We start from the raw sequence: 12,931 nt of genomic DNA, 5'->3' as shown, positions 1-12,931 counted from the left end.
CATGGCTTCCCAGTTCGCATACGCGCCGGCTCCCGAGTCCCGCTCGGTCGTCGACATCGCCCCCTCCTACGGCCTGTTCATCGACGGCGAGTTCGTCGAGGCAGCCGACGGCAAGGTCTTCAAGACCGTCTCGCCGTCCACCGAGGAGGTCCTCTCCGAGGTCGCCCGGGCGGGCGAGGCGGACGTCGACCGCGCCGTGGCGGCCGCCCGCAAGGCCTTCGAGAAGTGGTCCGCGCTGCCGGGCGCCGAGCGCGCCAAGTACCTCTTCCGCATCGCCCGGATCATCCAGGAGCGCAGCCGCGAGCTGGCCGTCCTGGAGACGCTGGACAACGGCAAGCCCATCAAGGAGACCCGCGACGCCGACCTCCCGCTGGTCGCGGCGCACTTCTTCTACTACGCGGGCTGGGCCGACAAGCTCGACCACGCCGGCTACGGCGCGAACCCGCGCCCGCTGGGCGTGGCCGGCCAGGTCATCCCCTGGAACTTCCCGCTCCTGATGCTGGCGTGGAAGATCGCCCCGGCGCTGGCGACGGGCAACACCGTGGTCCTCAAGCCCGCCGAGACGACCCCGCTGTCCGCGCTGTTCTTCGCGGACGTCTGCCGTCAGGCCGGGCTGCCCAAGGGCGTCGTCAACATCCTGCCGGGCTACGGCGACGCGGGCGCCGCGCTCGTCGCGCACCCGGACGTGAACAAGGTCGCCTTCACCGGCTCCACGGCGGTCGGCAAGGAGATCGCGCGGACCGTCGCCGGCACCCGCAAGAAGCTCACCCTGGAGCTGGGCGGCAAGGGCGCCAACATCGTCTTCGACGACGCCCCGATCGACCAGGCGGTGGAGGGGATCGTCACCGGGATCTTCTTCAACCAGGGCCAGGTGTGCTGCGCGGGCTCCCGGCTGCTGGTCCAGGAGTCGATCCATGACGAGCTGCTGGACTCCCTCAAGCGCCGGCTGTCCACGCTGCGCCTCGGCGACCCGCTCGACAAGAACACCGACATCGGCGCGATCAACTCCGCCGAGCAGCTCGCGCGGATCACCTCGCTCGTCGAGAAGGGCACGGCCGAGGGCGCCGAGGCCTGGTCCCCGGAGTGCGAACTGCCCTCCTCCGGTTACTGGTTCGCCCCGACGCTGTTCACCGACGTCACCCAGGCGCACACCATCGCGCGCGACGAGATCTTCGGCCCGGTGCTGTCGGTGCTGACCTTCCGCACGCCCGACGAGGCGGTCGCCAAGGCGAACAACACCCAGTACGGGCTGTCGGCGGGCATCTGGACCGAGAAGGGGTCCAGGATCCTGGCCGTGGCGGGCAAGCTGCGGGCCGGTGTCGTCTGGTCCAACACGTTCAACAAGTTCGACCCGACCTCGCCGTTCGGCGGATACAAGGAGTCGGGCTTCGGCCGCGAGGGCGGTCGTCACGGCCTGGAGGCATACCTCGATGTCTGATCGCCTGTCCGTCTTCAAGACCTACAAGCTGTACGTCGGCGGGAAGTTCCCGCGTTCCGAGAGCGGCCGGGTGTACGAGGTGACCGACGCAAAGGGCAAGTGGCTGGCCAACGCCCCGCAGTCCTCCCGCAAGGACGCCCGTGACGCGGTCGTCGCCGCGCGCAAGGCGTTCGGCGGCTGGTCAGGGGCGACGGCGTACAACCGTGGCCAGATCCTCTACCGCGTCGCCGAGATGCTGGAGGGCCGCAGGAGCCAGTTCGTCCACGAGGTCGCCGGCGCCGAGGGCCTGTCGAAGTCGAAGGCCGCCGAGCAGGTCGAGGCGACGATCGACCGCTGGGTCTGGTACGCGGGCTGGACCGACAAGATCGCCCAGGTCGTGGGCGGCGGAAACCCGGTCGCGGGCCCGTACTTCAACCTCTCCTCGCCCGAACCGACGGGCGTGGTCACGGTGCTGGCCCCGCAGGAGTCGTCCTTCCTGGGCCTGGTGTCGGTGCTCGCCCCGGTGATCGCGACCGGCAACACGGCGATCGTGATCGCCAGCGAGCGCTCCCCCCTGCCGGCGCTGTCGCTCGGCGAGGTACTGGCCACCTCCGACCTGCCCGCCGGTGTCGTCAACGTCCTCTCCGGCCGTACGGCGGAGATCGCGGCGCCCCTCGCCGCCCACCAGGACGTCAATGCGATCGACCTCGCGGGCGCCGACGAGGCGCTGGCGAAGGAGCTGGAGATCGCCGCGGCCGACAACCTGAAGCGCGTCCTTCGTCCACAGCCTGTGGACGACTGGTCGGCGACGCCGGGCACCGACCGCATGACGGCCTTCCTGGAGACCAAGACGGTCTGGCACCCCACGGGTTCCCTGGGCGCCTCGGGCTCGTCCTACTAGGGGGTGTCTGGCAAATGAGCGCGGGTGAAGGAGCGGCGTCTGGTGCGTGCGATCGCAAGGCGCCGGAGCGCCCTCGTGGCGGAGCCACGTGGGTGTTTCGGCAACGCGGCGAGCGTGCGTGCCAGACGCCGCGACGCCGCGGGCATTTGTCAGACACCCCCTAGGAACACCCCGCGGACACGGAAGCCGCGCCGCTCCTTTCGTCCGGGGGCGGCGCGGCTTCCGTCCGTGCGGGCCGCTCAGGCGCCCAGCAGCTTCGTCACCTCGCCCAGCACCGGGATCGAGCCGATCGACTGCGCCTGCGCCACCGGGCCGGTGAGCATCTGCGAGGTCAGCGGCTTGAAGTCGGCGAGCTGGGTGCCGACGCCGTTGTCCAGCGGGTCGACACCGGTACCCGCGAGGGGGTTGGGCTTGAGACCGGCGACGGCGCCGGTGACGTACGACAGGGAGCCGAGCGCCCCCTGCACCCCCGCCTGCGGGTCGAGCCGGCCGACCGAGGTGGGCCGCGTGTGCACCACGTCGAGGGCCGGCTCGCCGGTGGCGGCGGCGGCCGTCCCGGCCCCTGCGCCCAGCGCCACTCCCGCGGTCGCGAGGGCGGCGAGGGCGCGCCGGCCGGTGGAGGACTGGGGGGAAGCGTGTCGGGCCATCGCGTTGCCGCCTTCTGCTGCACAAGGTGATCGGGTCGACACGAAGGGTAGTTGAGGTGTGACGCGCGCATCAAAGCCGACCCGCGGGGTCGTTGACGGCCCGGGGCATGCCGCACACTGGTGTCCCGTGACCCCTCCGCCCATACCCACGCGAGTCGTGCTGCTCTGCGGCCCTTCCGGCTCCGGCAAGTCCCTGCTCGCGGCCCGCTCCGGCCTTCCGGTCCTGCGGCTCGACGACTTCTACAAGCAGGGCGACGACCCGTCGCTGCCGCTGGTCGCCGGGAGCTCCGACATCGACTGGGACGACCCCGCCTCCTGGGACGCGGACGCGGCCGTCGCCTCGATCGTGGAACTGTGCGGCACGGGCCGGACGAAGGTCCCCGTGTACGACATCTCGCGCAGCGCCCGCACCGGCGAGGACGCGGTCGACATCGGACGGACCCCGCTGTTCATCGCGGAGGGCATCTTCGCCGCCGAGATCGTGGAGCGCTGCCGGGAGTCGGGCGTCCTGGCCGACGCCCTGTGCCTGAGCCGCGGTCCGGTGAAGACCTTCCGCCGCCGCTTCCTGCGCGACCTGAAGGAGGGCCGCAAGTCGGTGCCCTTCCTGCTGCGCCGCGGCTGGCGCCTGATGCGCTCCGAACGCTCCATCGTCGCCCGTCAGTCGGCGCTCGGCGCGTACGCCTGCGACCGTGACGAGGCGATGGGCCGCCTCGCGGCCGCGGCGGCGGGCCGTCACCCGGCGGCGAAGAACACCGCACCCGTCCACTGAGGCTTGGTGGGCGGGGAAACGGAGAAAGAGGAGAGCGGGACCGGATGGACCCCCCGGCCCTCCAGCCCCGCTCACCCGGTGCTCCCCCGTGTCCCCCCGGGGTGGTGCTTCCCCCGTGCTGACGCGGTACCGCTCCCCTGACGTCCCCCGTCGGAGCCCCCCGGTACCGCTTCCCCCGTGCTTTCCCCCGTTCACCGGCTCCCCTGAGCGGAGCCGGGTCCTTCCCCCGTTCACCCTCAGGCGACAAGCTCCCCGAAGGCGTCCTCCTCGTCACGGCCGAAGCTGAGGACCTCGTCCTCGCGCAGCCGGCGGAGCGACCGCCAGATGCTGGACTTCACCGTGCCGACACTGATGTCGAGGATCTCCGCGATCTCCGGGTCGGTGCGGCCCTCGTAGTAGCGCAGGACCAGCATCGTCCGCTGGAGTTCGGGAAGCCGGGCGAGCGCCTGCCACAGGACCGCGCGCAGTTCCGTGCCGCGCATCGCGTCCGTGTCGCCGGGCGTCTCCGGCAGTTCCTCGGTCGGGTACTCGTTCAGCTTGCGGCGGCGCCACGCGCTGATGTGCAGGTTGGTCATCGTCCGGCGGAGATATCCGCCGACCGCGGCCTTGTCGCTGATCCGCTCCCACGCCCGGTAGGTCGAGAACAGCGCGCTCTGGAGCAGGTCCTCCGCCTCGAAGCGGTCCCCGGTGAGGTGGTAGGCGGTTGCGTACAGGGAGGCGCGGCGCTCCTGGACGTAGGCGGTGAACTCCGCCTCCGTCAGGGAGCGGCGCTCCCCCGGAGCCTCCCCGTACGCGGCTCCCCCGTGAGCCGCCTGTTCCCCCGCGTCGACCACCGTCATGAAGGTGGTGTGCTGACGCCCGGTGCCACGACCGCACCCCCGCCCGGTCGCAGCACCGGACTTCTCTGAACCCCGGTGTACGTCGTGCAGACGCGTGACGACCGCGACTGCGTTGGTGCTCATACCGTGCAGCGTGTTCATCTCGCGCCCCCCGTCGTGGACTTCCGGTGTTCGGTCCCGCTCCGGTCCGGCTTCGCTGTCGTTCGGCGCCGCCTTGCCCGTGACGAAAAGACTGCCGCTGTCACTTCATCGCCGTGTCCGCCGACTGTCACAGAGCTGTCACAGGGGTCCGTCACGGTGGCTCCACAGCCCGTTCACAACCGACGGCGGTACGACCCGCCCGCACGGTCGGCGCAGCGCGCGCCGACACCCCCCGGGGCGACCGGAGACGGGCCCGTGCCGGGTCCCCGCGACGCGCGCGCTGTTCCGGTGACCGGGCCCGCGCGGGGTCCGCGCGGGGTCCGCGCGGGGTCCGCCGGCGGCCCGTGCGCCGGTCCGCCAGGGGTCCCGGTCGATGCGCCCCGTCGTGTCCGGACGGGCCGGAACCGCAGGTCCGCGGCCTGCCGGGGGGACGGAAGTGCGGTCCCGGTACGGGCGTTCGAGGCCCTTTCCGGCCGTCCGTGGACGGCCCTGGCCGGCCGGGCGAACCCCCTCCGGGGCCTCGTCCCCTGCCCGCAGGTCGAACGACAGGCCCCTCATGGGCCAGAATGAGCCCGTGCCTTCCCTGTTGCTGATCGAGGACGACGACGCCATCCGTACGGCCCTGGAGCTCTCTCTGACCCGCCAGGGACACCGGGTGGCCACCGCTGCCAGCGGTGAGGACGGTCTGAAGCTGCTGCGCGAGCAGCGGCCGGATCTCATCGTGCTGGACGTGATGCTGCCAGGCATCGACGGTTTCGAGGTGTGCCGGCGCATCCGGCGCACCGACCAACTGCCGATCATCCTGCTCACCGCGCGCAGCGACGACATCGACGTGGTCGTCGGGCTGGAGTCCGGCGCCGACGACTACGTCGTCAAACCCATCCAGGGCCGGGTGCTGGACGCCCGGATCCGGGCCGTGCTGCGGCGCGGCGAACGCGAGTCGAGCGACGCGGCGACCTTCGGCAGCCTCGTCATCGACCGCGCGGCCATGACGGTCACCAAGAACGGCGAGGACCTCCAGCTCACGCCGACCGAACTGCGGCTGCTGCTCGAACTGAGCCGGCGACCGGGTCAGGCCCTGTCCCGGCAGCAGCTGCTGCGGCTGGTGTGGGAGCACGACTACCTCGGTGACTCACGGCTGGTGGACGCCTGTGTCCAGCGGCTGCGGGCCAAGGTGGAGGACGTGCCGTCCTCCCCGGTCCTCATCCGAACCGTGCGCGGCGTCGGCTACCGCCTGGACGCCCCTCAGTGACACAGCCGCAAGGGGGGCTCCGCGGCTGGTCCGCCGCGCGCAGAGGAAGACTGTCGCGGCTGCGTCTGACCAGCCTGCGGCTGCGGCTCGTCGTCGTGTTCGGGGCGGTGGCGCTGACCGCCGCCGTCTCCGCGTCCGGCATCGCCTACTGGCTCAACCGCGAGGCGGTGCTGACGCGTACCCAGGGCGCGGTGCTGCGGGACTTCGAGCAGGAGATGCAGAACCGGGCCGGTTCCCTGCCCGAGCACCCCTCCCAGGACGAGCTCCAGCACACCGCGGGGCAGATGGCCAACAGCAGCCAGCGCTTCAGCGTGCTGCTGGTCGGCGAGGACGCGGACGGCAAGACCGTCTTCGGCAATTCGGGCGGCCTGAACGGCTTCGCGCTGGAGGACGTGCCCGAGTCGCTGCGCACGGCGGTGAACCGGCAGCAGGACGTCACGGACGGCAACAAGTCGCCCTACCACCTGTACTGGCAGCGGGTGGTGACCCACGGGACGCCGTACCTGGTCGCCGGGACGAAGGTGATCGGGGGCGGGCCGACCGGGTACATGCGCAAGTCGCTGGAGCCGGAGGCCAAGGACCTCAACTCGCTCGCCTGGTCGCTGGGGATCGCCACCGGCCTCGCGCTGATCGGCGCCGCGCTGCTCGCGCAGGCCGCCGGGACGACCGTGCTGAAGCCGGTGCACCGGCTGGGCGTGGCGGCGCGGGAACTCGGCGAGGGCCGCTTCGACACCCGGTTGCAGGTGTCGGGGACGGACGAACTCGCCGATCTGTCACGGACCTTCAACCGGGCGGCCGAGTCCCTGGAGAAGCGGGTCGCCGACATGGCCGCGCGGGACGACGCCTCGCGCCGTTTCGTCGCCGACATGTCGCACGAGCTGCGTACGCCGCTGACCGCCATCACCGCCGTCACGGAGGTGCTGGAGGAGGAGCTGGACGCCGAGTCGGGCAGTATCGACCCGATGATCGAGCCCGCGGTGCGGCTGGTGGTCAGTGAGACGCGGCGGCTGAACAACCTGGTCGAGAACCTGATGGAGGTCACCCGCTTCGACGCGGGCACCGCACGGCTGGTCCTGGACGACGTCGACGTCGCCGACCAGATCACCCACTGCATCGACGCGCGCGCCTGGCTGGACGCGGTCGACCTGGACGCCGAGCGCGGCATCCACGCCCTGCTCGACCCGCGCCGCCTGGACGTGATCCTCGCCAACCTCATCGGCAACGCGCTCAAGCACGGCGGTTCGCCGGTGCGGGTGTCGGTGTCGGCGGCGGACGACGCGGTCGTCATCTCCGTGCGCGACCACGGGCCCGGTATCCCCGAGGAGGTACTGCCGCACGTCTTCGACCGGTTCTACAAGGCGAGTGCCTCCCGGCCGCGTTCCGAGGGCAGCGGGCTCGGCCTGTCCATCGCGCTGGAGAACGCCCACATCCACGGCGGCGAGATCACCGCCGCCAACTCCCCCGAGGGCGGTGCGGTGTTCACGCTGCGGCTGCCCAGGGGCGTGCTGGAGGAGCCGGACCAGGACGGCGAGGAGGCCGACGGGACGGTGCGCTCCGTGCCCTCCGGCCGGCCCGCGCAGCCCGGTCCGTCCGCGCAGCCCGTGCAGTCGGTGCAGTCCGGGAAGGACAAGGGGGAAGTGTCGTGACCATGGGCCGTGCGGCCGTACGGCGGCTGCTCGCGGTTCCCGTGCTGGCCGGTCTGCTCGCCGGCTGCGGGATCCGGGCGACCGAGGTGCCCACCGACTTCGGGCCCGCGCCCTCCCGGGTGCGCTGCTCGCTCGCCGATCCGGACGTCACGACCCAGGCGACCCGGGCCGGTGTGCCGGTGCAGGTGTTCCTGCTGTGCGGTTCCTCGCTGGTGGCCGTCGACCGGTCGGTGCGGGTGCCGAACGGCGCGGCGGACTTCGAGCGGCGGGTGCTGGTGGCCCAGGGCCTCCTCGACCAGCTCGCCGAGTCCCCGTCGGCGGCCGAGAAGGAGGCCGGCTACACGACGGACGTGCGCGGCGGCATGACGGTGAGCGGCCCGGGCGTCAGGGACCCGGACGACGCGCTGCGGCTGAGCACCTCGCCGGAGAACCTGACCTCGTACGCGCTCGCCCAGCTCGTCTGCACGTTCTCCGACTCGGCGGCGGCGGAGGGCGACGGCTCGGTGATCCTGGGCGGCCCGGGCACCGCGCCGCCGCACCGCTACCAGTGCACCGACGAGGTCCGTTCCCGTCCCGGTAGCACACAGCCCCCGTCCTCGGTGGTCACCGGCAGCGGCTGAGCCGCCGGGGCCGTCCCGCCCGTGTGGCGGACGCCTCACGCGGCGCCGGGCGCCCGCGGTCGCCGCAGGTCACCGCGGGCCGCGGGGCGCCGGCGGACCCCGCGGCCGGCCGGTCCCGGCGGGCTCCGCGCGGCGGTCCGGAACCGATCGTGCCGGGGGGCGCGTCTTGGGGGGCGTGCAGCGTCAAGGCTCCATCGGCGGCAGCGCCGCGATCCGCATCCGCGCGACCGGGATTCTCCTCCTGGCCGCCCACCTCGTGTTCGTCGCCTGGGTCGCGCTGCGCCCGCTGAACGTCCCCTGGGTGGTGCCGGCCAACCTCCATCTGTTCGACGGGATCCGGGCCGACCTGAGACTGGGCTGGCCCGAGGCGACCCGGCGGATCGGCGAGGGGATGGGGCTGCTGGCCCCGCTGGGTTTCCTGCTGCCGCTGGTGCACGGCAGGCTCCGGGTGTCGCGGCTCGCCTCCCTGGTCCGTACGGTCACGGCGGGCGCCCTGCTGTCGCTGGGCATAGAGCTGCTCCAGACCGGGGTGCCCGGTCAGGTCGTGGACGTCGACTCGCTGCTGCTGAACACGGTCGGCGTGGCGCTCGCGCATGTCGCCGTGGTGCCGCCGGTGCGGGCCTGGCTGCGCCGCAGGGCAGAGCACCGGGAGCCGTCGGCGGTCCGCCAGGAGGAAGCCGCTCAGGGTCCGACCCCGAGGATTACCAGGGTCGGGGTCGCACCGTAGAGCGACGCCGCGTCGCCCCGGGCGCCGTAGCGTCGAAGTCGGATGGAGGAGCCGCAAGGGGCCCCCTCCGACAGACGCTCACGAAGGAGCCGCAGATGTCCAGCCTCGCCCGCCCCACCCATGGCCGCATGATCGGCGGAGTGTGCGCCGCGCTGGCCCGGCGCTTCGGCACCTCCGCCACCACGATGCGCGTGATCTTCCTGCTCTCCTGTCTGCTGCCCGGCCCGCAGTTCCTGCTCTACATAGCGCTGTGGGTCCTGCTCCCCTCCGAGGACAAGGCGGCGCGCACCGCCTGGTGACGCCCGTCCCCGCCGACGCCGTCGGGGCGCACCCGGAAGCACCGGGTGCGCCCCGACGGCGCGTGGGCGTGTCAGGCGTCGTTCAGCCCAGGGGGAGGCCGTTCACCGGCAGACCGTGCGTGGGCAGGCCCTTCAGCGGCAGACCGCCGAGCAGACCGGCCACGGGGGCGGTCGGCCCCCCGGCGAGCAGCTTCCCGGCGACCGGCTGGACGGCGGTCAGACCCGCGCCGAGCGCCGGCTGGGCCTGCGACAGCGCCTCACCGGCACCGGGGAGCGCCTTGGCCACGTTCTCCGCGGGCAGCGTCTTCGTGATGCCGTCCAGGGCCTGGGCGGTGTCCGGGACGGCGGGGGCGGCGTTCGCGGCACCCGCGCCGACGGCGGCGAAGGCGGCACCGAGAGCGGCGACACCGAGGGTCTTGGCAGCAGACTGCTTCATGATGAATGCGTCCTCGAATGGGATACGGGGAACAGAGCGGTTCTCGACCGTAAACACGGAGAGGGGCCCGCGGCAAACATTGAAATGCGGACGGATGGTGAACACCCGTCCGCATCCCCGGCGCGAAGAAACCCGGCTCTCAGTCGCCCTTCGCCACGGATCCGCTGGTCGAAGCCGTCTACTGGAACAGCCATTCGGACTTCAGCTCGGAATATCCGGGCTTGATCACGTCATTGATCATGGCGAGTCGTTCATCGAAAGGAATGAATGCTGACTTCATAGCATTGACAGAGAACCACTGGAGATCGTCGAGCGTATAACCGAATGCGTCGACAAGGTGCTCGAATTCCCGGCTCATGCTGGTGCCGGACATCAGACGGTTGTCCGTGTTGACGGTCGCCCGGAAGTGGAGCCGGCGCAGCAGCCCGATGGGGTGCTCCGCGTAGGAGGCGGCCGCCCCCGTCTGGAGGTTGGAGCTGGGGCACAGCTCCAGCGGGACGCGCTTGTCCCGGACGTAGGAGGCGAGCCGGCCGAGCTTCACGTTCCCGTCGGCGGCGACCTCGATGTCGTCGATGATGCGCACGCCGTGGCCGAGCCGGTCGGCGCCGCACCACTGGAGCGCCTGCCAGATGGACGGCAGCCCGAACGCCTCGCCGGCGTGGATGGTGAAGTGGTTGTTCTCGCGCTTGAGGTACTCGAAGGCGTCCAGGTGCCGGGTGGGCGGGAAGCCGGCCTCGGCGCCCGCGATGTCGAAGCCCACGACCCCGAGATCCCGGTGGCGGTTGGCGAGTTCGGCGATCTCCAGGGCGCGGGCCGCGTGCCGCATGGCGGTCAGCAGCGCGCCGACACGGATGCGGTGACCGTTGTCCCGGGCGGCCCGTTCGCCTTCCCGGAAGCCCTCGTTGACGGCCTCGACGACCTCTTCGAGGTTCAGCCCTCCTTCGAGGTGCTGCTCGGGCGCGTAGCGCACCTCGGCGTAGACGACACCGTCCTCGGCGAGGTCCTCGGCGCACTCGCGGGCCACCCGGACGAGCGCGTCGCGGGTCTGCATCACGCCGACGGTGTGCGAGAAGGTCTCCAAGTACCTTTCCAGCGAACCGGAGTCGGCGGCCTCCCGGAACCAGAGGCCGAGCTTGTCCGGGTCGGTCTCGGGGAGCCGGTCGTATCCCGCGCGCCGGGCGAGGTCGACGATCGTGCCGGGGCGCAGCCCGCCGTCGAGATGGTCGTGCAGCAGAACCTTGGGTGCCCGCCGGATCTGGTCCGAGCTCGGGGTGATGCCCGCGTGGGTGCTCTGGCTCGTCATTTCCGCACTCTAACTCCTACGCGCGTAGACGGCGCGCTGTACAACTCAGCCGATATGTAACGGTGACCGCACGGACGGGTGGAGTACATCGACCCTTCTGACACTGTTCTGTCATGGCACAGGATGTGACGCCGGCCCGCACGGTCCGGCTGGGGAGGGCGCCCGGCCCGGCGCCGACGGCGGTGAGCGGGGTCGTGCTGCTGCTCCCTGGCGGCGAGGAGGTCTCCAGCCGCAGACCTTCCGCCGTGTGGACGGACGGCTCCGTGCGGGGTCTGGGGCGCAGGCTCGCCCGGGCGGGACGCGAGGAGGGACTCGCCCTCCACACCGTGCGCTACCGCTACCGGGGCTGGAACGGCAGCGAGGCGCACCTCGCGGCCGACGCGGTCTGGGCGGCCGACGAGGCCGTACGGCGGTACGGGGACGTTCCCGTGTGCCTGGCCGGCGTCGACATGGGCGCGCGGGCCGCGCTGCGGGCGGCCGGTCACGAGGCCGTCAACTCCGTGCTGGCGATCGCTCCCTGGCTCCCCGAGGAGGACATGGCCGCCGCACCCGAACCGGTGAAGCAGCTGGCGGGGCGGCGGGTGCTGATCGTGCACGGCACGAAGGACGAGCGGTGCGACCCCGAGCTGTCGTTCCGGCTCGCGTCGCGCGCCAAGAAGGCGAACCGGGACGTGTGCCGGTTCGAGGTGCACTCCGACGGTCACGGGCTGCACCAGTACCGTAGCGAAGTCCTCGCGCTGGCCGAGGACTTCGTCATGGGCGCGCTGTACGGACGGGCGATCTCGCGCCCCCTGGAGGACGCCCTGGCCGCCCCGCCGCCGCTCGGCCTGCGCATGCCGCTGGCCGCAGGCTTCGGCACGTCGTTACGGCGCCGGGCCCGGCCCTGACCCTCCTGGGCCGGCCCTGACCTTTGGGCCCGGCCCTGAACCTCCGTTCCCGGCACGGGGGTTCAGTGCGGCAGCAGGGCGCCCCTCCTCGACAGCAGGAACTTCTTGAAGGCCGCGACCGGCGGGGTGTCCGGATGGCCGTCCAGCCAGGCCACGCCGATCTCGCGGACCGCGCGGGGGGCCGTGACCGTCAGCTCCGCCACGCCCGGGCGGGCCACGGCGGGCGGCGGCAGCAGGGCCACGCCGAGACCCGCCGCCACCAGCCCGCGCAAGGTCTCCGCCTCCTCGCCCTCGAAGGCGATCCGCGGGCGGAACCCGGCCTCCTGGCACAGGTCGTCGGTGATGCGGCGCAGGCCGTAGCCGGGTTCCAGGGTCACGAAGGTCTCCTCGGCGGCCTCGGCGAGGCGGACCCGCCGGCGCGCCGCGAGACGGTGGTCCGCCGGGACCACCAGCCGCAGTCGCTGTTCGTCGAGACGGCGGCCCACGAGGTCCGGCGCGTCGGGCACCGGGGAGGTCAGGCAGAGGTCCAGCTCCCCCGCCCGCAGCCGTTCGAGCATCGCCTCGCCGTAGTTCTGGACCAGGCTGAAGCGGACCCGCGGGTGATCGGCGCGGAACGCGTGGATCAGTCCGGGGACGGTCTCGGCGCCCATGGTGTGCAGGAACCCGAACGCGACCTTGCCGGTGGCCGGGTCGGCGTCCGCGCGGACCTCCTCCGCGGCCCGTCCGATCTCCCCGAGGGCACGCTCGACGGAGACGAGGAAGGTGCGCCCGGCGGGGGTGAGCGAGACCGTGCGGCCGTGGCGGGCGAACAAGTCCACCCCCAGGTCCTGTTCGAGACGGACCATGGCCCGCGACAGCGTCGACTGCGGCACCTGCATCTCCTGCGCGGCCCGCGTGACGTGCTCGGTACGGGCGACCCCGGCGAAGTACGCGAGCCGGGGAGCCAGCACGCGCGACATCACCGCCGGGTCCGTCATGTCTTCTGTGTCACCGGACGGTGACAGGCGACTTCGTGACCTCTGCTGATGCACCATGGGAACGATTATG

General features: G+C 72.2%; 14 protein-coding genes. 9 read left to right on the top strand and 5 right to left on the bottom strand.

Features of this window, described 5'->3' with window-relative positions:
- The first annotated feature begins 1 nt into the window (after position 1).
- Together Saso_RS23100 and Saso_RS23095 are read left to right on the top strand one after the other, a co-directional pair.
- Complete coding sequence (locus tag Saso_RS23100) at positions 2 to 1,438, top strand: aldehyde dehydrogenase family protein (protein ID WP_189920346.1); 1,437 nt, start codon at positions 2 to 4, stop codon at positions 1,436 to 1,438.
- Entirely contained in the window at positions 1,431 to 2,318 is an 888-nt protein-coding gene (locus tag Saso_RS23095; protein ID WP_189920348.1) for an aldehyde dehydrogenase family protein, read from the top strand. Before Saso_RS23100 ends, Saso_RS23095 begins: the two co-directional genes overlap by 8 nt.
- A 239-nt stretch (positions 2,319 to 2,557) precedes the next feature.
- On the opposite strand, the gene Saso_RS23090 is transcribed toward Saso_RS23095, so the two are convergent.
- Positions 2,558 to 2,965: a hypothetical protein gene (locus Saso_RS23090; protein ID WP_189920350.1), complete on the bottom strand. Its 408-nt coding sequence runs from the start codon at positions 2,963 to 2,965 to the stop codon at positions 2,558 to 2,560.
- Between the two features lie 58 nt (positions 2,966 to 3,023).
- Between Saso_RS23090 and Saso_RS23085 the strand changes: the two genes are divergently transcribed.
- Positions 3,024 to 3,734: a nucleoside/nucleotide kinase family protein gene (locus Saso_RS23085; RefSeq protein ID WP_189920352.1), complete on the top strand. Its 711-nt coding sequence runs from the start codon at positions 3,024 to 3,026 to the stop codon at positions 3,732 to 3,734.
- 236 nt (positions 3,735 to 3,970) lie between these two features.
- Here the strand turns inward: Saso_RS23085 and Saso_RS23080 are convergent, their stop codons facing one another.
- On the bottom strand, positions 3,971 to 4,714 hold the full coding sequence (locus Saso_RS23080; protein WP_189920354.1) for a SigE family RNA polymerase sigma factor: 744 nt from the start codon (positions 4,712 to 4,714) through the stop codon (positions 3,971 to 3,973).
- 574 nt (positions 4,715 to 5,288) lie between these two features.
- Here Saso_RS23080 and afsQ1 point away from each other — a divergent pair.
- From afsQ1 to Saso_RS23055, 5 genes are all read left to right on the top strand, one after another.
- Positions 5,289 to 5,966: a two-component system response regulator AfsQ1 gene (gene afsQ1 / locus Saso_RS23075; protein WP_057584528.1), complete on the top strand. Its 678-nt coding sequence runs from the start codon at positions 5,289 to 5,291 to the stop codon at positions 5,964 to 5,966.
- Positions 5,963 to 7,612: a sensor histidine kinase gene (locus Saso_RS23070; protein ID WP_189920356.1), complete on the top strand. Its 1,650-nt coding sequence runs from the start codon at positions 5,963 to 5,965 to the stop codon at positions 7,610 to 7,612. The genes afsQ1 and Saso_RS23070 overlap by 4 nt, the downstream gene beginning before the upstream one ends.
- Positions 7,613 to 7,614: 2 nt before the next feature.
- Positions 7,615 to 8,232: a hypothetical protein gene (locus Saso_RS23065; RefSeq protein WP_189920565.1), complete on the top strand. Its 618-nt coding sequence runs from the start codon at positions 7,615 to 7,617 to the stop codon at positions 8,230 to 8,232.
- Between the two features lie 175 nt (positions 8,233 to 8,407).
- Positions 8,408 to 8,959, top strand: coding sequence for a VanZ family protein (locus Saso_RS23060; RefSeq protein WP_189920358.1), 552 nt, complete (start codon positions 8,408 to 8,410; stop codon positions 8,957 to 8,959).
- A 95-nt stretch (positions 8,960 to 9,054) separates the two neighbouring features.
- On the top strand, positions 9,055 to 9,258 hold the full coding sequence (locus tag Saso_RS23055) for a PspC domain-containing protein (RefSeq protein WP_189920360.1): 204 nt from the start codon (positions 9,055 to 9,057) through the stop codon (positions 9,256 to 9,258).
- 82 nt (positions 9,259 to 9,340) lie between these two features.
- Here Saso_RS23055 and Saso_RS23050 read toward each other — a convergent pair whose 3' ends face one another.
- Positions 9,341 to 9,694, bottom strand: coding sequence for an ATP-binding protein (locus Saso_RS23050; protein ID WP_189920362.1), 354 nt, complete (start codon positions 9,692 to 9,694; stop codon positions 9,341 to 9,343).
- Positions 9,695 to 9,872: 178 nt separating this feature from the next.
- Complete coding sequence (locus Saso_RS23045) at positions 9,873 to 10,997, bottom strand: adenosine deaminase (protein ID WP_189920364.1); 1,125 nt, start codon at positions 10,995 to 10,997, stop codon at positions 9,873 to 9,875.
- A 113-nt stretch (positions 10,998 to 11,110) separates the two neighbouring features.
- Here Saso_RS23045 and Saso_RS23040 point away from each other — a divergent pair, with 113 nt between their 5' ends.
- Positions 11,111 to 11,884: an alpha/beta hydrolase gene (locus Saso_RS23040; protein ID WP_189920366.1), complete on the top strand. Its 774-nt coding sequence runs from the start codon at positions 11,111 to 11,113 to the stop codon at positions 11,882 to 11,884.
- Between the two features lie 62 nt (positions 11,885 to 11,946).
- Here Saso_RS23040 and Saso_RS23035 read toward each other — a convergent pair whose 3' ends face one another.
- Positions 11,947 to 12,918: a LysR family transcriptional regulator gene (locus Saso_RS23035; RefSeq protein ID WP_189920368.1), complete on the bottom strand. Its 972-nt coding sequence runs from the start codon at positions 12,916 to 12,918 to the stop codon at positions 11,947 to 11,949.
- Between the last annotated feature and the right edge of the window lie 13 nt (positions 12,919 to 12,931).

It is taken from the genome of Streptomyces asoensis (assembly GCF_016860545.1).
GTDB lineage: Bacteria > Actinomycetota > Actinomycetes > Streptomycetales > Streptomycetaceae > Streptomyces > Streptomyces asoensis.
Note: the sequence above shows the minus strand (reverse complement) of the source record. Positions and strands in the feature narration are given on the sequence as shown.

Coding starts and splice junctions, on each gene's coding strand:
- Saso_RS23080 (WP_189920354.1), bottom strand. CDS start 4,714: ATGAACACGCTGCACGGTATGAGCACCAACGCAGTCGCGGTCGTCACG.
- Saso_RS23045 (WP_189920364.1), bottom strand. CDS start 10,997: ATGACGAGCCAGAGCACCCACGCGGGCATCACCCCGAGCTCGGACCAG.
- Saso_RS23035 (WP_189920368.1), bottom strand. CDS start 12,918: ATGGTGCATCAGCAGAGGTCACGAAGTCGCCTGTCACCGTCCGGTGAC.
- Saso_RS23090 (WP_189920350.1), bottom strand. CDS start 2,965: ATGGCCCGACACGCTTCCCCCCAGTCCTCCACCGGCCGGCGCGCCCTC.
- Saso_RS23040 (WP_189920366.1), top strand. CDS start 11,111: ATGGCACAGGATGTGACGCCGGCCCGCACGGTCCGGCTGGGGAGGGCG.
- Saso_RS23095 (WP_189920348.1), top strand. CDS start 1,431: ATGTCTGATCGCCTGTCCGTCTTCAAGACCTACAAGCTGTACGTCGGC.
- Saso_RS23100 (WP_189920346.1), top strand. CDS start 2: ATGGCTTCCCAGTTCGCATACGCGCCGGCTCCCGAGTCCCGCTCGGTC.
- Saso_RS23055 (WP_189920360.1), top strand. CDS start 9,055: ATGTCCAGCCTCGCCCGCCCCACCCATGGCCGCATGATCGGCGGAGTG.
- Saso_RS23065 (WP_189920565.1), top strand. CDS start 7,615: ATGGGCCGTGCGGCCGTACGGCGGCTGCTCGCGGTTCCCGTGCTGGCC.
- Saso_RS23050 (WP_189920362.1), bottom strand. CDS start 9,694: ATGAAGCAGTCTGCTGCCAAGACCCTCGGTGTCGCCGCTCTCGGTGCC.